Raw genomic sequence first — 25058 nt, forward strand, 5'->3', positions numbered from 1 at the left:
CCCGGGCGCCCCCCGGGCGGGCCACTTCGCCCTCATATAAAAAAACCCCCCCGGGCGGGTGTCGCGCCCCCACGCAACACCGCGCGTCGTGTTTTTTCGGAGCGCGTTCAGATGGCGGCGATCGTCGCCGGGGCACGCTCCGCCCTGCTCAGCGCGCGCACCACGGCCGTCCCGCCGTGCCGGCGCACGGCCAGCCGCGAGAGCAGGGCGACCACCGCGGTGACCGCGCCGTCGGAGAACTCCGGTGTCGGGACTCCCACGCTGACAGCAAGATCGTCCGCGTGCACGACCAGTTCCATCGTCCTGGTGACCAGCAGATCGCCGAGCCGCAGCGACCACGGTCCCCACAACGGAATCCGCACCGGCCGGTCCTCCCCCACCGCGAAGGCGTCCGCCAGTTCGGCGACGGTGGCATCGATCCGCTCGGCCAGCGTTTCCGGCCCTTCGGCGCCGACGCGCTCGCCCCCGGCACGGATGCGGACGTTGATCTCGGCCTCGGGCCCCGCGCCGATCCACTCCACCCGGCCGTAGTGGTCGAGCAGGGTGATCACCGGTTCTTCGGGCACCGGCCCCGACAATGCCTCCGGCACGGCCAAGACCTGATAGGCGAGATGCCCGGCGAGGCCGCCGACGCTGAACTCCGGCAGCGCGCTGGGCGCGTCCCAGGCCGCCGCGACCGCGGGCTCGCGCAGCAGGCGCGCGGCGATGCGCGCCGCGGCAAGGAACTCGTCTCCGGTCATCTGTGGTTTCCTTTCGGCCGTCGTAGTTCTTCCTCTTGGGGGACAACGTTGTCTGTTTCCGGACAGGAATGTCGAGGGAATATCGTGGGACCGCGTCCCCCGTGTCACGATGTGCTCGCCGTCCGGCGCCGGCACGGTTCGTCCCGTATCGATCGCTCCTCACATTCCCAAGGGGAACCATCATGCGCCGAATCACGCTCGTGGCCGCCTGCGCGGCCCTCCTCACGGCACTCGTCCCGGCCGCACAGGCACAGGCGGCGACCTCGGTGGTCCAGACCGCGGTCAACCACACCTCCGCCGCCCGGCTCGACTCCTACTGGACCCCGGAACGGCTCGCGAACGCGAAACCGATCGACCCGCCCGCCGCCACCGGGGCCACCCGGCAGGCCGAACCCGGTGGCACGCCCAGATTCGTGCACGCCACCCCGCCCCAGCCCGGATCCGGGACGCAGGCGGCGGCCAGCATCTGGGTGACCATGGGCAGACTCGCCTTCACCGTGCCGGGCAAGGGCGACTTCATCTGTTCCGCCAACGTCGTCACCAGCAACAACCACGACGTCATCTCGACCGGCCGGCACTGCGTCATGGACATCGGCACCGGGCAGACCTACACCAATTTCCGCTTCGCACCGGCCTACAACCAGGGAACCGCGCCCTACGGCTGGTGGAACTGGCGGTCGATGGGCTGGCGGATCGACGAGAAGGGCGCCGGTGGTGACAACGCCTTCATCGTGCTGAGCACCGGCGGGAACGGGAACCGGCACGTGCAGGACGTCGTCGGCGGCTCGGGCATCGGGTTCAACTGGGCCACCAACGGCTACGCGCACGGAATCGGCCTCCCCGGCGACAAGAACTACGCCGTGTGGTGCGAAGGGCAGCCCTACGACGGGCCGCAGGGCGGCGTCCAGATCCGTAACTGCAACGGCCTGTCCGGCGGGGCGAGCGGCGGCGCGTTCATCGTGAACTACCAGAACGACGGTTCCTCCGTGCAGACAGCCAGCTATTTCGGCAGCTGGGGCGATTCGTACTTCGCCTATTACCGGGATGTTGCCTGGCAGGTCTACAACGGAGCACAGAACGCCTGATCCCCGACGGTGGCGGCCCGGACCCGGCCGCCACCGGTCCGGCGCGGTCTGCCCGCGGCACGCGCCCGGCTTCAGGCGATCCCGAGAATCCCGGCGGCGACGCGTTCCAGCGCCGCCGGGGTTCCGCGCCCGCGACGCAGCCGCGGAGTGCGCGCCACGTCGTTGGCCACCGAAAGCACGGCGTGGACCCGGATCCTGGCGGCGATCGGATCGATGTCCCGGCGCGTCAACCCCAGCAGATGCACCCATTCGCTGACGTAGTCGTGCTGCGCCTGCCGCACGCTGTGCCGTTCGTCCCCTGGCAGGTGGCCGATCTCGCTGATCAGCAGGGTCACGAAAGCGGGGTGGACCCGGGTGAAGCGGGTGTAGGACCGGATGAGCGCGCGGAGTGCGTCCGGCGCGCTCGACGCGGCCGTGTAGGCGGCGGTGAGATCCATGTACAGCAGGCCGATCCCGCGACGGCACGCGGTCGTCAGCACGTCGAGCTTGGTCGGGAAGTGGTGGTAAACGCTCGGCCCCGCGATGCCGACGGCCGCGCCGATGTCTTCGATGGCCACGCCGGTGTAACCGCGTTCGGCGAACATCCGGACGGCTTCGATGAGCAACGCCTCCCGCCGCGACGCGGGCACGATCCCCGCCGCCGGAGCGTCCGGCGAGCGTTCGCCGGGACCCGGAAGTTCGGTGTCCAGCACGGCGTCGACGAGCCCGGCGAGCAGGTCCGCGGCGGGAAGGCGGGAAAGATCGACGCGGTGGAAGGAAACACTCGCGGCGACCGCGACCACCGACCACGCCAGCAGCGCGGCCGCTCCGTCGTCGAGCCCGGGGCGCGCGAGCCGGACGTGCCCGGCCGCGAGCGCGCCGATCTCCCGCAGTTCACGCCGCAGCCGCGCGCGGTCGCCGTCGGCCAGGTGCCGGGCCTCGCGCTGCCACAACACGCCGAGCGGCCGGTGCTCGACGCCGAGCGCGGCCAGCGCACGCAGCGCGGCCCTGCCGCGGCGGTCCGGCGCCGACAGCGTGTCCCGGATCGGCACAAGCCCCTCGGTGATCACCTCCCGCAGCAGGTCCTGTTTGCCGGAGAAATGGCGGTACAGCGCGGACGGCCCGATGGCCACCGCCTCCGCGATCTCGCTCATCCCGACCCGCGCGTAGCCACGGCGGGCGAAGAGGTCACCGGCCGCGGCGACGATGAGCGCACGCCGGTTCCGCGGCCTGCTCCCCCGCGCCAGCGCGCTCTTTTCCACCAGCCGAGACTATCGGTCATTCACTTGACTCACAACACCGCTTGACAGAGCCTGCTCACGAGGTCATCGTGAGGCGAATGTCACTTGCCGGGATTCACAAACGACCCGTGCCGGTCCTGTTGGAGGAGACGTGTCATGTACCTGACGCAGGGGCTGCACCGCGCCGTCCAGCAAACCCCGGACGCGGCGATGACCGTCTTCGGCGACCGGAAACGCACGTTCGGCGAGACGGCCGACCGGGTCGCCCGGCTGGCGAGCGCGTTGCGCGGGCTCGGGGTCGGCGACGGCGACCGGGTCGCGATGCTGGCGCTGAACTCCGACCGGTACCACGAATACCTGCTGGCCGTGCCGTGGGCGAACGCGGTGCTGAACCCGGTGAACATCCGCTGGAGCCCGGCCGAGATCGCCTACTCCCTAGACGATTCCGACAGTCACGTGCTGCTCGTGGACGACGCGTTCGCGAAGATGCTCCCCGCGTTGACGGACGCCTATTCCGGGCTGCGCACCGTGATCCACTGCGGTGACGGGCCCGCGCCGGAGGGCACACTGTCCTATGAGGACCTGATCGCGGCGGCCGAGCCGATCGAGGACGCGCGGCGGGGCGGTGACGAGCTGGCCGGGCTGTTCTACACCGGGGGCACGACGGGCTTCCCCAAGGGCGTGATGCTCTCGCACACCAACCTGCTCACGTCGTCGTTCGGTTCGGTCGCCAGCGGGTGCGTGCTCGCCCCCGAGGCCCGTTACCTGCACGCCGCGCCGATGTTCCACGCCGCCGACCTCGCGGCGTGGGGCGCCGCCATGCTGCTCGGCGCGACGCACGTGATGATCCCGGCGTTCGACCCGGTCGCGGTGCTCGAGGCCGTCGCCACGCATCAGGTGACCGACACCCTGCTGGTGCCGGTGATGATCCAGCTGGTGGTCGACCATCCGGCGCTCGCCGAGTACGACACCACGAGCCTGCGCCGGATCGTCTACGGCGCGTCCCCGATTCCGCAGGCCGTGCTGGAACGGGCGATGAAGGCGTTCCCCAACGCCGCGTTCACTCAGGCGTACGGCATGACCGAACTCGCCCCCGTCACCACGCTGCTCGGCCCGGAGGATCACAGGAAGACATCGTTGCTGCGCTCGGCGGGACGGGCGGCACCGCATTCCGAAGTGCGCATCCTCGACCCGGACGGCGTCGAGCTTCCCCGGGGCACGGTCGGCGAGATCTGCTCACGCGGCGGGCACGTCATGCTCGGCTACTGGAACAAGCCCGCCGAGACCGCCGACGCGCTGCGCGGTGGCTGGATGCACAGCGGCGACGGCGGCTACATGGACGACGAGGGCTACGTGTTCGTCGTCGACCGGATCAAGGACATGATCGTCAGCGGTGGCGAGAACGTGTACTCCGCGGAGGTCGAGAACGCCGTCGCGCAGCATCCCGCCGTGGCCGCCTGCGCGGTGATCGGAGTGCCCGACGAGGAATGGGGCGAACGCGTCCACGCCGTCGTCGTGCTCAAGCAGGGCCACACGCTGACGGCCGAAGCGGTCCGCGAACACGCCAAGACCCGTATCGCGGGCTACAAGGCCCCGCGCACGGCCGAGTTCGTCGACGCGCTGCCGGTGTCGGGCGCGGGCAAGATCCTCAAACGCGAGCTGCGCCGGAAGTACTGGGACGACGCGGATCGCCAGGTCCACTGAACGACGCCGAGTGGCGCGGTGGCCGTGACCGCCTGGTGTGTCCTTTGTGGATTGCGGAGCGGCGGGTGTCGCGAACGCTCCGTTCGCGACGATCAACGTCCGGAACGGAGCGTTCGCGACATCGGTGTGCCCGACGAGCGGCGACGTCAGCGACGGGGCCCCTGGTTCCGGCCCACCGCCCGGCCGATGAAGAAGCCGATGAGCAGGCCGACGATGAGGCCGATCGCGATGAAGAAGATGACCGTGGCGGCGGCGATCTTGCCGACCGTGCCGAGGAAGCCCTTGGCCTCGATGTCCTGTGCGACGGCCATGGCCTGGAGTAGCGCGTACTGAGTGCTCATGCGATCGCCTCGCTCCGCGACACAGTGTTCGATCCTTTTTGGCGCATGATGTCCATGATTCGCTCGCAAGCTTCGCTCATGAAGCCAGGATGGCACCAGCCGCCGCGCTTCGCCGCGCCGGGAACTGTCGGTGGGTCATGCGAACATATGTTCGTGACGAACGAGGGCCCCATCCTGCACGCCGACCTCGACTCGTTCTACGCGTCGGTCGAACAGCGTGACGATCCCAGCCTGCGATCCCGCCCGGTGATCGTGGGCGGGGGCGTCGTGCTGGCCGCCAGTTACGAGGCGAAGGCCTTCGGCGTGCGGACGGCGATGAGCGGCGGGGAGGCGCGGCGGCTGTGCCCGCACGCCGTCGTGGTACCGCCCCGGATGTCGGCCTACTCGGCGGCGAGCAAGGCCGTGTTCGCGGTGTTCGAGGACACGACTCCGCTGGTCGAGGGGCTCTCGATCGACGAGGCGTTCCTCGACGTCGGCGGCCTGCTCAAGATCGCGGGCACTCCGAGCGCGATCGCCGCGCGCCTGCGGCGGGAGGTCACCGAGCGGGTCGGGCTGCCGATCACGGTCGGCGTCGCGCGGACGAAGTTCCTCGCGAAGGTCGCCAGCGGCGTCGCCAAACCGGACGGGCTGCTCGTCGTCCCGCACGACGGGGAGCTGGCCTTCCTGCACCCGCTGCCGGTGGAGCGGCTCTGGGGCGTCGGCAAGGTGAGCGCGGCCAAGCTGCGCGAGCGCGGCATCAGGACCGTAGGCCAGGTCGCCGCACTGCCGGAGGTGGATCTCACCTCGATGCTCGGCCGCGCCACCGGGCGGCATCTGCACGCGCTGGCGCACAACCGCGACCCGCGCCCGGTGCAGGTCGGGCGCCGTCGCCGCTCGATCGGCGCCCAGCGCGCGCTGGGCCGCCGGGAACGCTCCCCCGCCGAGCTCGACGTCATCCTCATCGCGCTGGTCGATCGGCTCACCCGCCGCCTCCGCGCCGCACGGCGGGTGTGCCGCACCGTCACGCTCCGGATGCGGTTCGCCGATTTCAGCCGGGCGACCCGGTCCCGGACGCTGACCGAGGCGACCGACCACACCGAGACGGTCCTGTCCGCGGCGCGCGGCCTGCTGGCCACGGCCGCTCCCCTGGTCGATACGCGCGGTCTGACACTGCTCGGCTTCGCGCTGTCCAACCTCTCCCACGACGACGCGGTCCAGCTGACGCTGCCGTTCGACCAGCACCAGACGACCGCGCTGGACACCACGCTCGACACCCTCCGTGACCGGTTCGGCCGTACCGCGATCACCCGCGCCGTCCAGCTGGGCCGGGACGAGGGGCCCACGGTGCCACTGCTGCCCGATTGACCGGCCGTCCGGCCGGAAAAATCACCCAAAAAACCCAGGCCGATGTCGAATCCAGCACTACGTGTTCGACCTCTTAGTAGGAGGCGCACGAAGCGCCCACGGCACCGGAAGGGGAACGGGCCATGAACACGACCACCGTCACCGAGTTGCGGGCCAGGCGAACGCCGGAACCGCCGGTGAGCCACCGGGGGATGGCGATGCTGCGCGCGGTCGGCGCCGGGCGTGCCCAGCTGACGCTGAGCCAGGAGCCGGACCTGTTCGTCGACGGCGTCCCGTGCTGCGATCAGTTCACCGCGCACACGCTGGCCCATCAGGGACTGCCGCGGCCGGGGCGGCCCGGCGCGGTGGGCCAGCGGGTGCCCGCGGTACTGACCGCGGCGGGCCGGGCACTGGTCGCGCCGGGGCACGCGGCGGCCTGAACCCGCTAGAGTCCGGATGTGCGTGACGTACCGGGCGACGGGAAACGGCTGTCGTACTACCAGTTCGGCAGCACGGCGCTCTTCGCTTCCCAGTACGACCAACGGTTCTCCTACTGTCTCCACGTCCCGCGCGGTTATTCCGAGGACGACGATCGCCGGTATCCGCTCGTCGTCGCCGTGCACGGGACGGCCCGCACCGTGCAGACCTGCCGCGACGAGTTCGCCGGGTTCTGCGAGGAGCACGACTGCATCGTGCTCGCTCCCCTGTTCCCCTGCGGTATCGGCGAACCCGGCGAGCTGAGCAACTACAAGTACATCTCCTACCGCGGCATCCGGTACGACCACGTCCTGCTCGCGATGATCGAGGAGATCGCCGGGATCTGGCGCGTCGATGACGACCGCTTCCTCCTCACCGGTTTCTCCGGCGGTGGCCAGTTCGTCCACCGGTTCACCTATCTGCATCCCGGCCGGCTGCGCGCGGTCTCCATCGGCGCCCCCGGCGTGGTGACCCTGCTCGACGCGGACCACCCGTGGTGGGTCGGTGTCGGCGATCTCGAAGAGCGGTTCGGCACGCCGCTCGACCTGGCCGCGTTGCGCCGCGTGGCGGTGCACATGGTCGTCGGCGGCGCGGACACCGACACCTGGGAGATCACGGTGACGCCGGACAGCCCGCGTTATCAGCCCGGCGCGGACCTGCAGGGCGCGAACCGGATCGACCGGATCACCGCGCTGGCCCGCAGTTTCGAACGGCACGGGGTCGCGGTGCGGCTGGAAGTCGTGCCGGGCGCGATCCACGAGCGGGAGCCGCTGATCCCGTCGACGCTCGCCTTCTTCCACTCCGTCCTGAGTGGACAGTAGAGGTCAGCCGGGCAGCAGCCCGCGGCGCGCGAGGTTCGCCATCAGCGCCCGCACCCCGAACGTCCACGGCTCCGCGGTCTCGGCGTGCGTCACCGTGTTGACCAGCGTTCCCAAAGCCGGACAGGCGATCCGCACCACGTCGCCGAGGTGGTGGGTGAAGCCGCCGCCCGGAGTGTCCCGGTCCTCGGTGGGCGCGAACAGGGTCCCGGTGTAGAGCAGGAACCCGTCCGGGTACTGGTGATGCGGGCCGATCACACTGGCCACCAGCTCCAGCGGGTCGCGGCTGATGTACCGCATCGAACTCGCGCCGTCGAGGACGAACCCGTCCTCGCCTGCGACCCGCAGGCGCAGCTCGGCGGTGCGGACGTCGGCCATGCCGAAGTGATCGTCGAACAACCGCAGGAACGGCCCGAGCGCGGCGGAAGCGTTGTTGTCCTTGGCTTTCGGTAGCAGCAGCGCGCTGCGTCCCTCGATGTCCCGCAGGTTGACGTCGTTGCCGAGGGTGGCGCCGACGATCCGGCCCGCGGCGGTGACCGCGAGCACGACCTCCGGTTCCGGGTTGTTCCAGGCAGACACCGCGGCGACGCCGATGCGCGCGCCGTGGCCGACCGCCGCCAGCAGCGGCGCCTTGGTGAACACCTCCGGCTCCGGGCCGATGCCGACCTCCAGGTACTGCGACCACAATCCCTCACGGCGCAGCCATTCCTTGGCCGCGGCGGCTTCCGGCGATCCGGGGACCACTGTGGACAGTGTGCCGCCGATGGCGCGTTCGACCTCCGCCCTGACCGCGGCGGCGCGGGCCGGGTCCCCGCCCGTCTTCTCCTCGATGACCCGTTCGGTGAGGCTGCCGGCGAAGGTGACCCCGGCCGCCTTGAGCACTTGGAGGTCGGCGGGCGCGAGCAGTCGCGGTACCGCTTCGGACGGCACCGTGGCGAAACTCGCGGCGAGGACGTCCGCCAGCGGCCACGACCGCGCGGCGGGCGCGGTCCTGGCCAGTGCCACCGGATCCGCGGACTCGGTCAGATCGGCGAGTGTCGGGGTGACGGGCGTGAGGTCGGCGAGTTCGTCGCCCCGCACCGCGACGACGCACGGCCCGCCCTGCCCGGGATCGTGCACGCGCCCGACCAGCGTCGCGCGCCACGCGTCCTCGGGAAGCGTTTCCCTTGCGGTGACCAGCAATCCGGGTGCCCTTCGCCGTCCGAGCCGTGCTCAACGTAATCCGATCACGCCACGGGGTCAACGAGGCGGCTCAGCCGAAGTTCACCGCCGCCAATATCTCCTTCACGGGACCACCTCGCCGGTCCCGATCAGTGGACGGGAGTGCACAGGATCAGCAGGCCGATCCCGATCAGTACCACCGGCAGCACGACGTGCCCCCAGCGGGCGAGCACGCGGGCGATCGGCGGACGTGTGGCGAGAAACCGGCCCGCGCCACACCAAACCGCCACCAGCGCCAGGAACACCACGGCGTACACGACCAGCTCTCTGGTTCCCGCCGCGGCGAACACCGGCACGTACACCCCGACGTTGTCCCCGCCGTTGGCAACGGTCACTCCCGCCACGGACAGAATCGCCACCCGATCCGCCGGTGGCGCGTCGTCCTCGGCGTGACGCCCGCGCCACGCGAGCCACCCGGCGCGGAGGCCGATCAGCAACGGCAGCAGCCCGAGCCAGGGAATCATCCGCTCCGGCAACAGATCGGCGCCCAGCGCGCCGCAGATCGAGACCGCCAGGATCGCGGCGAACCCCAGATACTGCCCGGCCACCACCCGGACGGCGCCACCGCGCTCCCCTGCCGCCTTGGCGAAGAACAACGCCAGGAGCACGAGATCGTCCACATTGGTCACCGCGAACACACCCGCGGCCGGACCGAGCTGCCCCACGCCGTCCTTCCTACCGTCGTTTCCGGTACGACGCCCGGACAGGATGACGGGCCCGTCGTCGAGCCCACCGGCTAACCCCGAGCGACCTCAGCGGTGTGCGCGGGGATGTAGCGCTCGCCCATCACCTGGTCGCTCAGCGGGTCCAGCGCGGCCAGCGCCTCGGCGTCCAAGGTGAGCTCCAAGGCGCCCGCGTTCTGCTCCAGCCGGGCCGGGCTGCGGGTGCCCGGAATGGTCGCCACCGCCACCCCGAGCCGCTCGGCCTGGGCGTACACCCAGGCCAGCGCCACCTGGGCCGGAGTGGCACCCAGCCGGTCGGCCACCTCGCGCACGGTCCGCGCGATCTTCTCGTTGGCCTCGCCCGCCTCGCCTGCGAAGCGGGGGTTGGTGCGCCGGAAGTCCTTCTCGCCCAGCGTGGAGCGGTCCAGCGTGCCGGTCAGGAACCCCCGCCCCAGCGGCGAGTACGGCACCAGCCCGACCCCCAGCTCGGCCATCACCGGAGTGACCGCCTCGACGTCTCGGGTCCACAGCGAGTACTCGCTCTGCACCGCGGTGATCGGGTGCACCGCGTGCGCCCGGCGCAGCAGCTCGCCGCCGACCTCGGACAGGCCCAGATGGCGGACCTTGCCCGCCTCGACCAGCTCGGCCATCGCCCCGACGGTCTCCTCGATCTCCACGTCCTGGGGCGGCCGGTGCGCGTAGTACAGGTCGATCACCTCGACGCCCAGCCGCAGCAGCGAGGCGTCACAGGCGCGCAGCACGTAGTCCCGGGCACCGCGGATGCGGCGTGCCCGGTCGCCGGCGCTGCGGTCGATGCCGAACTTGGTGGCCAGCTGCACCTGCTCGCGGCGGCCGTGGACGGCCCGGCCCACCAGCACCTCGTTGTGCCCGGTGCCGTAGGCGTCGGCGGTGTCCAGGAACGTGATGCCCAGTTCCAGGGCCCGGTCGATGGTGGCCAGGCCGCCGTCCCAGTCGGCGGCGCCGTAGCTCTCGCTCATCCCCATGCACCCCAGGCCCATCGCGCTGACAGCGAGACCGGGCGAGCCGAGCGTGGTTCGGGTGATCATGCGCGGATACTCCTCCTGCCCGGCCGGCCGGGCGGTACCTCGAGGGCTGACGAACGTTTCCGACGCTAGGACCTGGAGCGCGCACCAGGTCAAGCCGGAGGACCGGCACGGGGATGTTCGATGGTCAGGTACGGGTGCGCAGCACCGGGAGGAACCGGGCGGCCCTGCGGGTTATCGGGTGCATTTCCGGGATCTTCAGCGCGGCCAGCACCCCGAAGGACACGGCGAGTCCCACAAGGCACTCCAGTGGCAGTCTGATCCACGCCTGGAGCACCGGCCCGAGCGCCCCGGGGACGGCGAATCCGGCGAGTACCGCGGTCGCCGCACCGAGGACGCTGGCGCCGCAGGCGTACAGGACGACACGCAGGGCACGTTTGCTGCGCAGGTGCCCCAGCCGCACCCAGAGCCAGATCTGGCCCAGGATGGCGCCGACGAAATAGGCCGCGGCGTTGACCAGCATCGCGCCGAGCGCGATGTGCTCGCCGTCCAGCAGCACGGGGCACAGGAACAGCAACGGGATCTTCACCGCCGTCATGACCAGCATGATCAACGTCGGGGTGCGGGCGTCCTTCATCGCGTAGAACACCCGCAGCTGCAACATCACCAGCGCGAAGGGCAGCAGGCCGAAGGCCGCGATGGCGAGCGTCTGGCCGAGCCGGTCGGCGTTCGCGATGCTGCTGGTGCCCCAGGTGGCGAAGACGACGATCCCGATCGGCGCGCCCACGACGGCGAGCACCCCGGACACCGGCACGAACACGACGGTGGACAGCCGGGCGGCGAAGGACAGATCGCCCACCAGCCGCCGGGTGTCGCCGTCGGCGGCGGATCGGCTCATCCGGGGCATGATCGCGGTGAGCAGCGAGACGCCGAGCACGCCGTAGGGCAGCTGGAAAAGCAGCCACGCATAGGTGTAAGCGGTGACTCCGCCCTCCGTACCGCGGGTCAGCACCCGGGTCGTGACCACGAAACCGGCCTGGCTGACGGCGACGTAGCCGACGATCCACGCGGCGAGGCCGCCGAACTCCTTCATCCTCGGGTCGAGGCCCCACCGCCAGCGGAACCGGAACCCGCTGCGGGCCAGCGCGGGCAGCAGTGTCACTGCCTGCACGACGATGCCCAGTGTCACGCCGACGCCGAGGACCAGCAGTTTGGGGTCGCCCATCCGGACCGGATCCAGCGAGATCTCGCCGGGCATCAGCGCGTACACCGTCAAGGTGACGATCACGACCAGGTTGTTCAGGACCGGCGCCCACGCGGGCGGCCCGAAGACGTTCTTCGCGTTCAGGATCGCCGAGATCAGCGCGAACAAACCGTAGAAGAGGATCTGGGGCAACAGCAGATAAGCCAGCGCGGTGACGAGTGCCGGGTTCGCCTCCGGTGCGGACCGGTCCACATACAGCGCGGTGAACGCCGGTGCGGCCGCGACGGCCAGGACCGTGCCGAGCGAGAGCACCACCAGCGCCATCGTCACCAGCCGCTGCGCGTAGGCCTGCCCACCGTCCGGATCGTCGTGCGACCGGACCAGCAGCGGGACGATGACGCTCGCCAGCACGCCGCCGAGCAGCAGTTCCACCACGATGTTGGGCAGGGTGTTCGCGATGTTGAACGAGTCGTTCACCGCGCCCGTCCCGGCCACGACGGCCAGCAGGACCTTGCCGAGGAAGCCGGTGACCCGGCTGGCCATCGAAGCCACCGCGATCCGGCCGCTGGACCGCGCCAGCGAGCGGCCGGGGGTGACCGGCTCGACGACGTCCGCCGGGATGCGGGCGATGACCCGGGTGGCGAGCTCGTCATAGGGGCGCCCGGCGTCGAGGTCGCGAGTGGGCCACCCGATCGCCCCGCTCGCCGGATAACGCGGAAGCAGGACCGTTTCCGCCTCGGCGGGGTCCCCGCCGAGGGCAGTCCGGTTTCCGCGGTGCTCGTCAGCCATGCCCCTAGCCTGCCAGGCGCGAGGACGCCGGGCGGGGCGCCGACGAGGACGTCACGTCTTCTTCGCCGAACCCCTCACCACCGCGCGCTCCCCTTCCGCATCTTCCGGCGCGCCCAGATAGGCGAGCGTCATCTCGGTCGTTTCGGTGGCCCATCTGGTCCAGCTCAGGCCGTCGGACCAGAACCGGCAGGTGGCGGCGCGGTGCACACAGGAGCCGATCATGGTGCGGGCGGCCATCCGGACGGCCCGCGCGCGATCCGGGCGGCGGACCTCCTCGCGACAGGGCTGAACCGCTTCGACGAAAGCGTCCTGGATCGCGGCCAGCGCCTGGAGACCACGGTCCCGCCCCTCGGCACGCTGGCCGTCGAGCAGTTCGGGGAAGATCCGGTCGTGGCGTGTGAAGGTGCGCGCCAGCGCATGGGCGAACGCTCCGACGACGCCGTCCAGCCCGGGCGCCGGTGAGCGAAGCGCTTCGCCGACGGCGGTCTCCAGCTGTCCGAGCAACTGGTCCTTCACGGCGTACAGCAGCTGGTCCTTGCCGGAGAACCGGCGGTAGATCGCGCCCACCGACATCCCCGCCCGCTCGGCGACCGCCGCGACGGTGAACTCCTCGATGCCCCCGTCCGCGAGCACGTGCTCGGCGGCGGCCAGCACCTTCTGCAGGGACTCCCGGCTGCGAGCTTGCTGCGGCGGGCGAAAACCCTGCTCGACGGATTGCTGACGCACTGGCCGCACGTTACCTCCCACCGGCAGGCACCCGGACGCCGGCCAGATGCGAATGATAACTTGCATTCGCATCTGACGGCTTGAAGGGTGGCAGCATGGTGAGCATCGAGGTGCGGGGTGCCTCTGTCGATTTCCCGATCTTCGACGCCAAGACCCGGTCGCTGAAGAAGCAGATGCTCGGCAAGGCCGGCGGCAAGATCGGCACCGGGGCCAGGGTCCCGGTCATCGAGGCGCTGCGGGACATCACCCTGTCGCTGAGCGAGGGCGACCGGGTCGGCCTGGTCGGGCACAACGGCGCCGGAAAATCCACGCTCCTGCGGTTGCTGTCCGGCATCTACGAACCGACCCGGGGCAGCACCCGGGTCATCGGCAGGATCGCGCCGGTGTTCGACCTCGGCGTCGGCCTGGACCCCGAGGTCTCGGGCTACGAGAACATCCTGATCCGGGGCCTGTTCCTCGGCATGAACCGCAGGCAGATGGAAAAACGGGTCGGCGACATCGCGGAGTTCACCGAACTCGGCGACTATCTGCGCCTGCCGTTGCGCACCTACTCCGCCGGTATGCGAGTACGGCTCGCACTCGGCGTGGTGACCACCATCGACCCCGAGATCCTCATCCTCGACGAGGGCCTCGGCGCGGTCGATTCGGCGTTCCTCGCCAAGGCACGCGGGCGGCTGGTCGACCTCGCCCGCCGCTCCGGGGTGCTGGTGTTCGCCTCGCACGCCGACGAACTGCTGCGGGAGCTGTGCACCACCGCCCTTTGGATGGACGAGGGCCGGATACGCGGGCACGGCTCACTGGACGACGTCCTCGCGGCCTACAAGGGCCGGGAACCGTGACCCCGCGGACGCGACAACATTCCACAGTGGACAAAAACACGTCCGCCGTTCGCCCGTGAACCGACGAAGGTAGGGCGGCCGTTCGGCGCCTTTTCCCGGCGGCACGGAGCAATCGGCGCGCCGACCCGATCGCGGTGTGGCCGGTTCGCCTTAGCCTGCGATGGTCGGCGCGCACGCACGGGAGGCGTGATGAGGACGGGAACGTGGTTGGCGGCCGTGGCGATGACGGCCGGTGGCCTGGTGGGCGTCACGCCCGCCGCCGAGGCCGCCGTGCTGGGCGCGAGCGCGCCCGGCGCGATCGAAGGCAGCTACGTCGTGGTGCTGAAGGGAGAATCCGCGCCGAGTGACCTGGCCGCCCGGTACCCTGCCACCGTCGTCCGCACGTTTTCCCATGTGTTCCACGGTTTCTCGGCGCGGATGACCGCACACCAGGCGCGACGGCTCGCCGCCGACCCGGCGGTTTCCTACGTACAGCAGAACCAGCGGGTGAAGGTCGCCGGAGACCAGCCCGATCCGCCGTCGTGGGGACTGGACCGGGTCGACCAGCGACAGCTGCCGCTGGACGGCCATTACCGGTATCCCACCACGGCTTCCGACGTCACCGTCTACGTGGTCGACACCGGCGTGCGGGTCACGCACCAGGACTTCGGCGGCCGTGCCGTGTGGGGCACGAACACCGTGGACAACCAGAACGAGGACTGCCACGGGCACGGCACGCACGTCGCAGGCACCGTCGGCGGCCGGCGCTACGGCGTGGCCAAGGGTGTCCGGCTGGTCTCGGCGAAGGTGTTCGACTGCGGCGGCGAGGGCAGCAGCGAAAACGTGGCCGCGGCGCTGGACTGGGTGGTGGCCGACCACAGGTCCGGCCCGGCCGTGGCGAACATGAGCCTCGGCGGCGACGCCCCCGACAAGGTCATCGAGGACGCCGTCCGGCGGACGATCGCCGACGGCGTGGTGACGGTCGTGGCGGCGGGCAACGAATCCGACGACGCCTGCCGTCATTCGCCTTCCCGGGTACGCGAGGCGCTGACCGCGGCGTCGAGCGACTCCTCCGACGCGCGCTCGTACTTCTCCAACTACGGCAACTGTGTCGACCTGTTCGCGCCGGGCGAGAGCATCACTTCGGCGTACAACGGCAGCGACACGGACTCGGCCAACCTGTCCGGCACGTCCATGGCGACACCGCACGTGTCCGGCGCGGCGGCATTGGTGCTCTCACGCAACCCCACGCTGACCCCGGCCCAGGTCGCGACCGCGCTGGTGAACGACTCCACCAAGAACGTGATCTCCGGCGCGCAGGGCTCACCGAACCGGCTCCTGATGGTCAATCCGGGGTAGCCGGAAATTCACGCGCGTCCGTGGCGGCCGGTCCCTTATGCTGCACGGCAACGCGATGACGGAGACAAGTAGCCGAGGGACCACGCGAGTCCGAGAGAGCCGCCGGTAGCTGCGAAGGCGGTCTCGCGCCCGAGGCGAAGACCCTCCCGAGTGCGGGGAGGAACGGCTTCGGCCCCATGCCCCGCCGGCAGGCCCCCGTGATCGGGCCGCGAACGAGGCCGCCACGCATCGGCGGTGAAAGTGCGGTGGCACCGCGAGTTCCCTTCTCGCCCGCACTCCCAAGGGATCGCGCACAGCCACTCAGGAGTGTGATGATCCACCGTGTTCTCGCCGCCGACCTGCCCCGGCACGTCGGCGAGCACATCGAAATCGCCGGCTGGGTACACCGACGCCGCCCGCTGAAGTCCGTGACGTTCCTGGTGATCCGGGACCGCTCCGGGCTCGCGCAGGTGGTCGCGGACCCGGCGGAATTCCCGCGGCTGCCGGAAGAAACCGTGGTGCGCCTGCGCGGCAGGGTGACCGCGAACGCGCAGGCACCCGGCGGCGCCGAACTCACCGAACCGGCCGTGGTCCCGGAGCCGGAACCACTCCGGCCGCCGCCGTTCGACCTCTACCGGCCGACCGTTCCGGCATCGTTGCCCACGATCCTGGACAACGCGCCCGTCGCCCTGCGGCACCCCTTGCTGAAAGCACGGTTCACGATCGCGGCGGCGAGTGTCGCCGGGTTCCGGGAATCCCTTGCCACGCAAGGGTTCACCGAGGTCCACACGCCCAAGATCGTCGCGACGGCCACGGAGTCCGGCGCGAACGTGTTCGAGATCGGCTTTTTCGGGCGTCCCGCGTATCTCGCGCAGTCACCGCAGTTCTTCAAGCAGGCCCTCGTCGGCGTGTTCGAGCGTGTGTACGAGGTGGGGCCGGTGTTCCGCGCCGAGCCGCACGACACGGCGCGGCATCTCGCGCAGTACACGAGCCTGGACGCCGAACTCGGCTTCATCACTGACCATCGTGACGTGATGGCCGTGCTCCGGCAGGTCCTCGCGGGCATGGTCGAGGGCGTCGCCGTCCGGGCGGCCGACGCCGTCGGGCTGCTGGGCGTGGAACTGCCCCGGGTCCCCGAGGAGATCCCGGAGATCACGTTCGCCGACGCGCAGGAACTCCTCGCCCGGCACACCGATGAGGACCCTCGTGGCGAACCCGACCTGGCGCCCGCGCACGAACGCTGGCTCTCCGGCTGGGCCCGGCGCGTCCACGGGTCCGAATTCCTGTTCGTCACCGGGTATCCGATGGCGAAGCGGCCCTTCTACACACATCCCGACCCGGCGGAGCCCGCGTACTCGCGCAGTTTCGACCTGCTGTTCCGCGGACTCGAACTGGTCACCGGCGGGCAGCGGCTGCACCACTACCCGGACTACGTCGCGGCACTGGAAGCTCGGGGCGAGTCCCCTGCGGACTACCACGACTACCTGGCCGCGTTCGCGCACGGAATGCCGCCGCACGGCGGATTCGCCCTCGGGCTCGAGCGGTGGACCGCACGGCTGACCGGCGACGACAACGTCCGCCGTACGACGCTCTTCCCGCGCGACCTCCACCGCCTCACCCCGTAACCGGAGGCGGCCCCGCGCTCACCGCCGTGCAGGAGGCCTTCACGGCATTCCGCGCCGTACGCGGGCGCGGGGCGCGTCCTGAACGACGCGTACGGGACGTTGATCGTCTCGAACGCGTCGTTCGCGACATGGCGGCTGGGCAGCAGGGAGTCCGTGCGCTACAGCGCGAGCGAAACGGGCAATACGGCACAGCGGAGCAATTCGCGGGGAGTGCGATGCCGGTAAGGCCACCTTACGGGCGTCCAACAGGGCGTCCGACGCCCTCAAGGTGGCCTTACCGGCACCTGAACCCTGGGTGACCCGGGATTTCTGGCGTGGGCAGGTGAAGGGCACCGGTGAGCCGAACGGCTTCGCTCGGCCCTTCGTGGCTCAGTCGATCGCGGACATCACGTGCTTCACGCGGGTGTAGTCCTCCAGCCCGTACATCGAGAGATCCTTGCCGTAGCCCGAATGCTTGAAGCCGCCGTGCGGCATCTCGGCCACGATCGGGATGTGCGCGTTGATCCAGACGCAGCCGAAGTCGAGCCGCTTCGACATCCGCAGCGCGCGAGCGTGGTCGCGGGTCCACACCGAGGACGCGAGCCCGTACTCGACGCCGTTGGCCCACCGGACGGCTTCGTCCTCGTCGGTGAACCGCTGCACGGTGATGACCGGGCCGAAGACCTCGTCGGTCACGATCTCGTCGCCCTGGTTCAGCCCGGAAACCACGGTGGGCGCGTAGAAGTAGCCCCGCTCCCCGACCCTCGTCCCTCCATTGTGGACCTCCGCGTGGCCGGGCAGCCGGTCGATGAACCCGGCGACGCGGGCCAGCTGGTCGGCGTTGTTGAGCGGACCGTACGCGGCTTCGGCGTCCTCGGGGCCGCCGGTCCGTGTCGCACGCGCCTGCTCGGTGAGCGCGGCGACGAAGTCGTCGTGCACGCCCGGCGCGACCAGTACCCGCGTCGCGGCGGTGCAGTCCTGGCCCGCGTTGAAGTACCCGGCTTCGGCGATGGCCGCGGCCGCCGCCTCGACGTCGGCGTCGTCGAAGACCACGACCGGGGCCTTCCCGCCCAGTTCGAGGTGCACCCGCTTGACGTCGGCGGCCGCCGCGCCGGCGACCGCCATCCCGGCACGGACCGAGCCGGTGATCGCCGCGAGCTGCGGGATCCGGTGCGAGACCAGCGAGCGCCCGGTGTCCCGGTCGCCGCAGACGACGTTGAACACGCCAGGCGGCAGGAACTCCCCGGCCAGTTCGGCGAGCAGCACGGTGGAGGCCGGGGTGGTGTCGGACGGTTTGAGCACGATCGTGTTCCCGGCCGCGAGCGCGGGCGCGATCTTCCAGATCGCCATCATCAGCGGGTAGTTCCACGGCGTCACCTGTGCGCAGACGCCGATCGGCTCGCGCCGGACGTAGGAGGTGAAGCCCCGCATGTACTCACCGGCCGACTTGCCCTCCAGCACGCGCGCCGCGCCCGCGAAGAACCGCAGCTGGTCGACGGACGCGGTCAGCTCCTCGCTCTTGGTCAGCGCCAGCGGCTTCCCGGTGTTGGCCGACTCCGCCGCGACGAACTCGTCGGCGCGCTTCTCCAGCGCATCGGCGATCTTCAGCAGCGCGAGCTGGCGCTCGGCGGGCGTGGTGTCCCGCCAGGTCTCGAAGGCTTTGGCGGCGGCGGAAACCGCGCTGTCCACATCGGACTCACCGGCGAGCGGCGATGTGGCGTAGACGGTGCCGGTCGCCGGGTTCACGATGTCGAGGGTGCGTCCGTCGGCGGCGTCGGCGAACTCCCCGTTGACGAAGTTACGGAAGACTTCCTTGTCACTCACTGGTGTTTTCTCCATGGTCGAAGGGTGCTGATGCGCGGTGCGGTGCTAGTTCTCGGGAACGGTCACCACCCAACGCTCGCCCGCGCGCGGCCGGAGGTAGCACCGCCAGTATCCGGCGGCCAGCACCACGACCGCGAGCGTGATCACCAGATCGGACGCTTTCTGCTGGGACAGCACGTAAAGCAGGACGACGGCGGTCAGCACCGGCAGCACCGGCCAGCCCCACATCCGCCACGCCGCGGCCTGGCGGTGCTTCCCGCGCCGCGCCGCCAGCGTCGCCGCGACCACCCCGAAGTAGAGCGCGGCGACCACCACGCTGGTCACCCCGTTGAGCGTGGCGATCGGCACCAGGCACAGCACGGCGCCGGAAACGCCGACCACCAGGGTGGCGGGCCACGGCGACGAAAACCGCGCGCCGATCGTGCCGAGCACGCGGTTCACCCCGTCCGGCCAGGCGCGATCGCGGGCCGAGGCATAGAGCACGCGCGAGTTCTGGATGACCATCACCACGACCGCGTTGACGATGGCGATCGCGATGGAAAGGCTGACGAACACACCGACCGCCGAGTTGCTCCAGCCGGTCACCATCGCCGCCACGTCACCGGCGGCGAGCGTGGCGGCGTCCGGAGCCCCGAGGACGATCGCGACCACCGGCACGAGCACCACCAGCGCGCCCGCGGCCAGCGTCCACAGCACCGTCCGGACCACGGTCCGGCGCGGCGTGCGCATCTCCTCGGAGAGGTAGATCGCGGTGGTGAAGCCCTGCAGCACGAACAGGGCGACCGCGAGCCCGGCGATGATCGTGACCGGGCCGAGCACGCTCCCCTGGCCCGGCTCGGCCAGCGTCGGCTGGACCAGCACCGACGCGGGACGCTGGGTGTGTGCGAAGCCGAGGAAGGCCACGACCCCGGCGGCGACGACCTCCAGACACAGGAAGACCCCGGTGATCCAGGCGTTGGCGCGCAGGTTGAGCAGGCCCATCACCGTGCCCAGCAGCATCACCACGACACCGACGACACGTTTGTCGACGTCGAGGACGGGCGCGAGATAGTCGGCCGTGCCGACCGCGAAGATCGGCGGGATGACCAGGACGACGACGAAGGACAGCGCGAACATCAGCCAGCCGGAAAACCGCCCGGCGACCGTGCCCACCATCGCGTACTCGCCACCCGCGCTCGGCACGAGCGTGCCCATTTCCGCGTAGCAGAAGGCAACCGCGACACACAGCACGCCGGCGAGCACGATCGTCAGCGCGGCGCCGGTGCCGGTGAGCGCGAGCAGTGGCGGGACGACGACGAACAACGAGGACGCCGGCGTCAGGCAGCTGAGCGTCAGCAACGTCCCGCCGAACACGCCGATCGAGCGCGGCAGCTTCCGCGGGCCCGGCCCGGTTTCGATGCCCGGCGAGCGCGCACCCTCGGCTGCGGAGGCGGCCGGAGGCGGGTCGGCTGTCATCGCCATGGGGCGCTCCCATCGATCCGGTCCGACGCAGGTTGTGACGCATGAAACAGCACGGATTCGGCGTCGTCAACCGGCACTTCGCAACGAAATCCGTTGTCAAAACGCGATCATGCGGCCGGATTTGATGTCCGAATGCGACGGTCGCCACGGTCATGGGTGGCCAGGCGCGACCGGCGGCTGGCGCTCGGGTTCGCTCCGCGCGGTGCGAAATCCGCAGCACGCCGCGGCCGGATTCGAGGAATTTCCTGACAGCGGCGCCGGAATCCGCTCGCCGCGAGACGCGCCGTATAGGTCGTTATACGATCGCGTCGAGGGACGCCTCCTGTCAGGCACTCAAGCGACAAGGTCGCAGCACAGTCCACAAAGGACTCAGGCACCCCCCGCGAGGCGGACTCACGGTCCGCGGAGGGCGCGGGGCTACCGCCGGGTGGCCGAGGCGATCAGCGCCCGGTCCCGTGCCGACGCGCCGATCCTGCGGTCGAAACCGACCTTGTGCAGCGGAGCGGCGACGAGCACGACCACGACGATCGCCGAGACCGCCGCCAGCACCATCGCGGCCACGAACCGGGCAGCCTCCGAGGTCGCGCTGCTCAGCACCGCGAAACCGCCGAGCACCAGCGCCACCGGCGTGACGAGCCCGATCAGCACCGGGACCACGGGGATCCGGGTGCCGTCCGGCCGCCGCGAGGAGATCAGCGCGGCCCCCGCGCACACCGCGGCGGCGACGAGCGTGCATCCGCCGAGCGTGTCGCTGAGCCGGTGCCAGCCGAGCGCGATCGTCGACGCGGACACCCACGCGGCGCCGAACGCGCCTGCCAGCAACACCGGGAGCCGGGCCTTGCGCGGCAGCACGACGGCGATCGCGAACAGCACGGCCATGGCGGCGCTGACGTGCCCGCTGGGGAAGCTGTTGTGGCCGGCGACACCGAGCCCGTCGCGGATCTCCGGCCGTTCGAGCACGTACAGCTTGAGCAGCTGGGCCAGCGCCAGCGGCGCGGCGAGCAGGAGCAGCGCGGACACCCCCACGGTGAACCGGCGGCGCACCAGCGCCACCACGACGAGCGCGATCGCGGTGCCGCCGAGGATCACGACGAGGTCGGTCGACCGCAACGGCGTCGCCCAGTCCACAGTGGACTTCGCGATCGAATGGGCGCTGCGGACGACGCCGTTCTCCGCGCGCTGCCCGGCCTCGGTGCGGACGAACAGCAGGTACGCCACCACGAAGGCGATGGCGAACCCCGCCGCGCTCGCCACGAGCACGGCGGTGCGTGACGCGGCACGCACCGCGAGTGCGTGCCGCGCCGCCGCGGGCCGGGTGGTCAAGGGTGCCTCGAAGAACGTCACTGCCATGTCCCCGAGTCTCGGCTCGGGATTTCGTCGTTCCGTCAGCGTGATGTCATGGTTTTGCTACAACTGCCCCGCCGGGTTGCCTGAATTCGCACTCACCCCCTCCTGTCGCGAATAATGACCGAGGTGGCGAAGGTGTTGGTGGTCGAGGACGACGCGTCCGTGCGGGAAGGGCTCGAACTGGCCCTGCGCAGGCAGGGACACGAGGTGTACACCGGGGATTCCGGCGAACGCGGCATCGACGTGCTCAAGGAACGGCAGCCGGACCTGGTGGTCCTCGATCTCATGCTGCCCGGAATGGACGGTTTCGAGACCTGCCGCCGGATGCGCGCGGCGGGCGAGATCCCGATCATCATGCTCACCGCGCGCAGCGACGACTTCGACATCGTCGCCGGGCTCGAAGCGGGCGCCGACGACTACGTGGTCAAACCGGTCGAACCGCGCGTTCTCGACGCGCGGATCCGCGCGGTGCTGCGCCGCGTGGTCAGCGAACGCGGCGACACCGGTTCCGCCGAGCGCCACGGCGACCTGGTGATCGACCGCGCCGCCATGGAGGTCGCCAAACACGGCGAGCGGGTCTCGCTGACCCCGACCGAGCTGAAGCTGCTGCTGGAGCTGTCCCGCACGCCGGGCCAGGTCTACAGCCGCCAGCAGATCCTCTCCGCAGTGTGGGACCACGACTATCTCGGCGACTCGCGGCTGGTCGACGCGTGCGTACAGCGGCTGCGCGCGAAGATCGAGGACGTGCCGGCCAAACCCGAGCACATCCAGACGGTACGCGGGTTCGGCTACCGGTTCGGCCGCTCGTGAAACGTCCCCGGTTGCGGTCGTGGCTGGCCGGGCTGCGGCCCCGGCTGGCCGCCGCGTTCGCACTGGTGACCATCGTCGGCGCCGCGGCGGCGTCCGGGGCGACCTACGTCACGAGCCGCAACACCATCCTCGAAGGGGTCCAGAACCAGACCATGGACTCCCTGCTCGAACGGGTCAGGGCGAACATGATCATCCTGAGCACCCCACCCACCCAGAAGTCGCTGACCACGTTCGCGAACACGTTGCCGTCCGGCACCGTGGCGGTCTACCGGGACCTGCGCTCCCCCACCGGCCCGCAGCTGAGCGAAATCCCGCCCGAACTCCGTGCCGCCGTCGCCGCCGAGAACGTCATCCAGTTCCAGCGGGTCGCGACCCCCAGCGGGCCGCGGTTCGCGGTCGGGTTTCCGTTGATGACGAAGGGCGCCGACGGCCGGACCGTCCACAGTGGCGTCGAGGTCTACGCCACAGCGCCCCTGTACCAGCAGCAGGCCGCCATCGCCGAACTCGCGACGTCGGCCTGGCGGACCGCCGCGTGGGTCCTGCCGTTCGCGATCGCGCTGGCCCTGCTCGCCGCGCGCCAGGTGCTCCGGCCCGTCCGCGCGCTGAACACGGCCGCGAGCCAGCTCGGGCACGGCCAGCTCGATGTCCGGCTCAGGGCCAAGGGCTCCGACGAACTGGCCCAGCTCGTCACCACGTTCAACAACACCGCGGCGGAGCTGGAACGCACGGTCGGCACACTGCGGGAGATGGAGGCCGACGCGCGCCGGTTCGTCGCCGACGTCTCGCACGAGCTGCGGACCCCGCTGGCCGCGATGAACGCCGTCACCGACGTGCTCGACGAGGACGCCGGGCAACTGCCCGCCGACACCGCCGTGGCCGCCCGCCTGGTGTCCGCCGAGACGAAGCGGCTGACCCGGCTCGTGCAGGATCTGGTCGAGATCTCCCGCTTCGACGCGGGCCGGGCGGAACTCCGGCTCGAGGAATGGGACCTGGCCACCGCGGTCACCGACTGCCTCGCGGCGCGGGGCTGGCAGGTGGGCGAGGATCTGGTCGCCGATCTGCCGGACGGGCTCACCGCGACGCTGGACCGGCGGCGGTTCGACATCGTCGTGGCGAACCTCGTCGGCAACGCGCTGCGGCACGGCGCCCCGCCGGTCGAGATCCGCCTACGGTCCGAAGTGGACAGTGCGGGACGGGACCTCGTGGTACTCACCGTCACCGACCACGGTCCCGGTATTCCCGAGGAGACGCTTCCCCGGGTGTTCGACCGGTTCACCAAGGCCGACACGTCCCGCGCGCGATCCGAGGGCAGCGGGCTCGGCTTGTCGATCGCGCGCGAGAACGCCCGGCTGCACGGCGGCGACATCACCGCGTCGAACACCTCCGCCGGGGCCCGGTTCACCCTGTGGCTGCCCCGGTACGCGGCGACGGGAGCATCGTCATGAAGCGTTTCGCGAGGCTGTGCGCACTCGGGCTCCTGCTGCTGACCGCGGCGTGCGGGGTGCAGCCGACCGATGGAGCCGTCCCGGCCGGCCCGGCACCGACGCTGCCCACCCCCGGAGCCGAGTCGGGCACGCTGATCCTGTATTTCGTCCTCGACGGCCACCCGGCCGCGGTGGCCCGCTCGGTGGGCGGCCCGGTGTCGGTCAACACGGCGCTCTCGATCCTGTTGCGGGGCCCCGACCCGGACGATCGCGCTCGCGGCTACGGCACCGAACTGCCTCCGCCTGGTCCGGGCCTGATCGGCAGTGACCCCGGCTCCGACCGGATGGTGATCAGCTTGCCTTTCGCGGTGACGACGCTGTCGTCCACCGCGGTCAACCAGCTGGTCTGCACCGCGACCATCGCGGCGAAGCAGGCCAGGTCGCCGAGCTACTACGGGACCGACGTCACCCTGATCGGCCCCGACGGCCAGATCGCTTCGCGCGGCTGCCTGTCCTGACCGCCGGAAACCCGCTCACGACGTATTCGGCCGCCCGCGTCACGACGTCCGCCAGTGGCTCTCCGCCGGAATAGACGGCGAACCCGCTCTGCAGCGCGCCCATCACCGCACCGGTCAGCGTCGCGGCCATGGCCTCGGTGAGCACGTCCGGGTAGACCTTGTGCAACATGCGGGCCCAGCCGTCGGCGAAGACGGCGTTGCGCAGCAGGAAACCCGCCCGCAACGCGGGAACCGACGCGATGAGCCGGGCACGGACAGCGGTCAGCGGATCGTCGAGCGGGAAGCTCCACACCGGTGCCGTCGCGAGTGCCCGGACGGTGCGCGGTACGAGATCCGCGATCGGCTCCGAACCGTCCGCGGTGGCGAAGATCTCGTGCAGCACTTCGTCGTAGCGGTGCTGGTCGGCGAAGACGACGTCCTCCTTCGTGGCGAAGTAGTTGAAGAACGTCGCCGGGGAAACACCGGCTGCCCCGGCGATGTCGGCGACGGTGGTCTGCTCGTAGCCGTGTGCGTCGAACAACCGCAGCGCCGCCCCGATGAGCGAACGCCGGGTCTGTTCCTTCTTCGCCTCGCGCAGTCCCGCCATACCGGTCAGGTTAC

The 25058-nt window shown here is 70.7% G+C and carries 23 protein-coding genes; 11 read left to right on the forward strand and 12 right to left on the reverse strand.

Going from position 1 to position 25058, the window contains the following annotated elements; all coding sequences use genetic code 11:
* Positions 1-107: 107 nt before the first annotated feature.
* Positions 108-740 (reverse strand): maleylpyruvate isomerase N-terminal domain-containing protein, encoded by a 633-nt coding sequence (locus ACFW0G_RS39770; RefSeq protein WP_378330699.1) that lies wholly within the window; start codon positions 738-740, stop codon positions 108-110.
* A 182-nt stretch (positions 741-922) separates the two neighbouring features.
* Here ACFW0G_RS39770 and ACFW0G_RS39775 point away from each other — a divergent pair, with 182 nt between their 5' ends.
* Positions 923-1825, forward strand: coding sequence for a hypothetical protein (locus ACFW0G_RS39775; RefSeq protein ID WP_378330700.1), 903 nt, complete (start codon positions 923-925; stop codon positions 1823-1825).
* Positions 1826-1896: 71 nt separating this feature from the next.
* Here the strand turns inward: ACFW0G_RS39775 and ACFW0G_RS39780 are convergent, their stop codons facing one another.
* The gene (locus ACFW0G_RS39780) at positions 1897-3066 is read right to left on the reverse strand and encodes a TetR/AcrR family transcriptional regulator (protein ID WP_378330701.1); all 1170 of its coding nucleotides are present in this window, start codon (positions 3064-3066) and stop codon (positions 1897-1899) included.
* A gap of 135 nt (positions 3067-3201) precedes the next feature.
* On the opposite strand from ACFW0G_RS39780, the gene ACFW0G_RS39785 reads away from it, so the two are divergent.
* A complete protein-coding gene (locus ACFW0G_RS39785) occupies positions 3202-4749 on the forward strand; it encodes a long-chain fatty acid--CoA ligase (protein ID WP_378330702.1) in 1548 nt (515 codons plus the stop codon).
* A gap of 146 nt (positions 4750-4895) precedes the next feature.
* On the opposite strand, the gene ACFW0G_RS39790 is transcribed toward ACFW0G_RS39785, so the two are convergent.
* Positions 4896-5090, reverse strand: a complete 195-nt coding sequence (locus tag ACFW0G_RS39790) for a hypothetical protein (RefSeq protein ID WP_378330703.1) — start codon at positions 5088-5090, stop codon at positions 4896-4898.
* A gap of 147 nt (positions 5091-5237) precedes the next feature.
* On the opposite strand from ACFW0G_RS39790, the gene dinB reads away from it, so the two are divergent.
* The 3 genes from dinB (at position 5238) to ACFW0G_RS39805 (ending at position 7711) form a co-directional block, all read left to right on the forward strand.
* Positions 5238-6434, forward strand: coding sequence for a DNA polymerase IV (dinB, locus tag ACFW0G_RS39795; protein ID WP_378330704.1), 1197 nt, complete (start codon positions 5238-5240; stop codon positions 6432-6434).
* A gap of 122 nt (positions 6435-6556) precedes the next feature.
* The gene (locus tag ACFW0G_RS39800) at positions 6557-6853 is read left to right on the forward strand and encodes a hypothetical protein (RefSeq protein ID WP_378330705.1); all 297 of its coding nucleotides are present in this window, start codon (positions 6557-6559) and stop codon (positions 6851-6853) included.
* Positions 6854-6871: 18 nt separating this feature from the next.
* On the forward strand, positions 6872-7711 hold the full coding sequence (locus tag ACFW0G_RS39805) for an alpha/beta hydrolase (protein ID WP_378330706.1): 840 nt from the start codon (positions 6872-6874) through the stop codon (positions 7709-7711).
* Positions 7712-7714: 3 nt separating this feature from the next.
* On the opposite strand, the gene ACFW0G_RS39810 is transcribed toward ACFW0G_RS39805, so the two are convergent.
* From ACFW0G_RS39810 to ACFW0G_RS39830, 5 genes are all read right to left on the reverse strand, one after another.
* Entirely contained in the window at positions 7715-8890 is a 1176-nt protein-coding gene (locus ACFW0G_RS39810) for a fumarylacetoacetate hydrolase family protein (protein WP_378330707.1), read from the reverse strand.
* A 128-nt stretch (positions 8891-9018) separates the two neighbouring features.
* Positions 9019-9594, reverse strand: coding sequence for a cadmium resistance transporter (locus tag ACFW0G_RS39815; protein WP_378330708.1), 576 nt, complete (start codon positions 9592-9594; stop codon positions 9019-9021).
* Between the two features lie 71 nt (positions 9595-9665).
* The gene (locus ACFW0G_RS39820; protein ID WP_378330709.1) at positions 9666-10658 is read right to left on the reverse strand and encodes an aldo/keto reductase; all 993 of its coding nucleotides are present in this window, start codon (positions 10656-10658) and stop codon (positions 9666-9668) included.
* A gap of 124 nt (positions 10659-10782) precedes the next feature.
* Complete coding sequence (gene murJ, locus ACFW0G_RS39825; protein WP_378330710.1) at positions 10783-12588, reverse strand: murein biosynthesis integral membrane protein MurJ; 1806 nt, start codon at positions 12586-12588, stop codon at positions 10783-10785.
* A 51-nt stretch (positions 12589-12639) separates the two neighbouring features.
* The gene (locus tag ACFW0G_RS39830; RefSeq protein WP_378330711.1) at positions 12640-13314 is read right to left on the reverse strand and encodes a TetR/AcrR family transcriptional regulator; all 675 of its coding nucleotides are present in this window, start codon (positions 13312-13314) and stop codon (positions 12640-12642) included.
* A 95-nt stretch (positions 13315-13409) separates the two neighbouring features.
* Here ACFW0G_RS39830 and ACFW0G_RS39835 point away from each other — a divergent pair, with 95 nt between their 5' ends.
* From ACFW0G_RS39835 to aspS, 3 genes are all read left to right on the forward strand, one after another.
* Positions 13410-14153 (forward strand): ABC transporter ATP-binding protein, encoded by a 744-nt coding sequence (locus ACFW0G_RS39835; protein ID WP_378330712.1) that lies wholly within the window; start codon positions 13410-13412, stop codon positions 14151-14153.
* Positions 14154-14342: 189 nt separating this feature from the next.
* A complete protein-coding gene (locus ACFW0G_RS39840; RefSeq protein ID WP_378330713.1) occupies positions 14343-15491 on the forward strand; it encodes a S8 family peptidase in 1149 nt (382 codons plus the stop codon).
* A gap of 311 nt (positions 15492-15802) precedes the next feature.
* Positions 15803-17095: an aspartate--tRNA(Asn) ligase gene (gene aspS, locus ACFW0G_RS39845; protein ID WP_378330714.1), complete on the forward strand. Its 1293-nt coding sequence runs from the start codon at positions 15803-15805 to the stop codon at positions 17093-17095.
* 369 nt (positions 17096-17464) lie between these two features.
* Here the strand turns inward: aspS and ACFW0G_RS39850 are convergent, their stop codons facing one another.
* The 3 genes from ACFW0G_RS39850 to ACFW0G_RS39860 all read right to left on the reverse strand — a co-directional run bounded on the left by ACFW0G_RS39850 (position 17465) and on the right by ACFW0G_RS39860 (position 21709).
* Entirely contained in the window at positions 17465-18913 is a 1449-nt protein-coding gene (locus tag ACFW0G_RS39850) for a gamma-aminobutyraldehyde dehydrogenase (RefSeq protein WP_378330715.1), read from the reverse strand.
* A 30-nt stretch (positions 18914-18943) separates the two neighbouring features.
* Positions 18944-20359, reverse strand: a complete 1416-nt coding sequence (locus tag ACFW0G_RS39855; protein ID WP_378330716.1) for an APC family permease — start codon at positions 20357-20359, stop codon at positions 18944-18946.
* Between the two features lie 417 nt (positions 20360-20776).
* Positions 20777-21709, reverse strand: a complete 933-nt coding sequence (locus tag ACFW0G_RS39860) for a phosphatase PAP2 family protein (protein ID WP_378330717.1) — start codon at positions 21707-21709, stop codon at positions 20777-20779.
* Positions 21710-21832: 123 nt separating this feature from the next.
* On the opposite strand from ACFW0G_RS39860, the gene ACFW0G_RS39865 reads away from it, so the two are divergent.
* From ACFW0G_RS39865 to ACFW0G_RS39875, 3 genes are read left to right on the forward strand one after another with little or no spacing between them, the layout of a single operon-like run.
* Complete coding sequence (locus ACFW0G_RS39865; protein WP_378330718.1) at positions 21833-22516, forward strand: response regulator; 684 nt, start codon at positions 21833-21835, stop codon at positions 22514-22516.
* Complete coding sequence (locus ACFW0G_RS39870) at positions 22513-23961, forward strand: ATP-binding protein (protein WP_378330719.1); 1449 nt, start codon at positions 22513-22515, stop codon at positions 23959-23961. Before ACFW0G_RS39865 ends, ACFW0G_RS39870 begins: the two co-directional genes overlap by 4 nt.
* Entirely contained in the window at positions 23958-24458 is a 501-nt protein-coding gene (locus tag ACFW0G_RS39875) for a hypothetical protein (RefSeq protein WP_378330720.1), read from the forward strand. The genes ACFW0G_RS39870 and ACFW0G_RS39875 overlap by 4 nt, the downstream gene beginning before the upstream one ends.
* Here the strand turns inward: ACFW0G_RS39875 and ACFW0G_RS39880 are convergent.
* A complete protein-coding gene (locus ACFW0G_RS39880) occupies positions 24406-25044 on the reverse strand; it encodes a TetR/AcrR family transcriptional regulator (RefSeq protein ID WP_378330721.1) in 639 nt (212 codons plus the stop codon). The two genes, ACFW0G_RS39875 and ACFW0G_RS39880, sit on opposite strands and share 53 nt — an antisense overlap.
* Positions 25045-25058: the final 14 nt, after the last annotated feature.

This window comes from Amycolatopsis sp. NPDC058986 (assembly GCF_042741125.1).
In the GTDB taxonomy this organism is placed as follows: Bacteria; Actinomycetota; Actinomycetes; order Mycobacteriales; family Pseudonocardiaceae; genus Amycolatopsis.

Coding starts and splice junctions, on each gene's coding strand:
- ACFW0G_RS39770 (WP_378330699.1), bottom strand. CDS start 740: ATGACCGGAGACGAGTTCCTTGCCGCGGCGCGCATCGCCGCGCGCCTG.
- ACFW0G_RS39775 (WP_378330700.1), top strand. CDS start 923: ATGCGCCGAATCACGCTCGTGGCCGCCTGCGCGGCCCTCCTCACGGCA.
- ACFW0G_RS39785 (WP_378330702.1), top strand. CDS start 3,202: ATGTACCTGACGCAGGGGCTGCACCGCGCCGTCCAGCAAACCCCGGAC.
- ACFW0G_RS39790 (WP_378330703.1), bottom strand. CDS start 5,090: ATGAGCACTCAGTACGCGCTACTCCAGGCCATGGCCGTCGCACAGGAC.
- dinB (WP_378330704.1), top strand. CDS start 5,238: ATGTTCGTGACGAACGAGGGCCCCATCCTGCACGCCGACCTCGACTCG.
- ACFW0G_RS39800 (WP_378330705.1), top strand. CDS start 6,557: ATGAACACGACCACCGTCACCGAGTTGCGGGCCAGGCGAACGCCGGAA.
- ACFW0G_RS39820 (WP_378330709.1), bottom strand. CDS start 10,658: ATGATCACCCGAACCACGCTCGGCTCGCCCGGTCTCGCTGTCAGCGCG.
- murJ (WP_378330710.1), bottom strand. CDS start 12,588: ATGGCTGACGAGCACCGCGGAAACCGGACTGCCCTCGGCGGGGACCCC.
- ACFW0G_RS39835 (WP_378330712.1), top strand. CDS start 13,410: ATGGTGAGCATCGAGGTGCGGGGTGCCTCTGTCGATTTCCCGATCTTC.
- ACFW0G_RS39840 (WP_378330713.1), top strand. CDS start 14,343: ATGAGGACGGGAACGTGGTTGGCGGCCGTGGCGATGACGGCCGGTGGC.
- aspS (WP_378330714.1), top strand. CDS start 15,803: ATGATCCACCGTGTTCTCGCCGCCGACCTGCCCCGGCACGTCGGCGAG.
- ACFW0G_RS39850 (WP_378330715.1), bottom strand. CDS start 18,913: ATGGAGAAAACACCAGTGAGTGACAAGGAAGTCTTCCGTAACTTCGTC.
- ACFW0G_RS39855 (WP_378330716.1), bottom strand. CDS start 20,359: ATGGCGATGACAGCCGACCCGCCTCCGGCCGCCTCCGCAGCCGAGGGT.
- ACFW0G_RS39860 (WP_378330717.1), bottom strand. CDS start 21,709: ATGGCAGTGACGTTCTTCGAGGCACCCTTGACCACCCGGCCCGCGGCG.
- ACFW0G_RS39875 (WP_378330720.1), top strand. CDS start 23,958: ATGAAGCGTTTCGCGAGGCTGTGCGCACTCGGGCTCCTGCTGCTGACC.
- ACFW0G_RS39880 (WP_378330721.1), bottom strand. CDS start 25,044: ATGGCGGGACTGCGCGAGGCGAAGAAGGAACAGACCCGGCGTTCGCTC.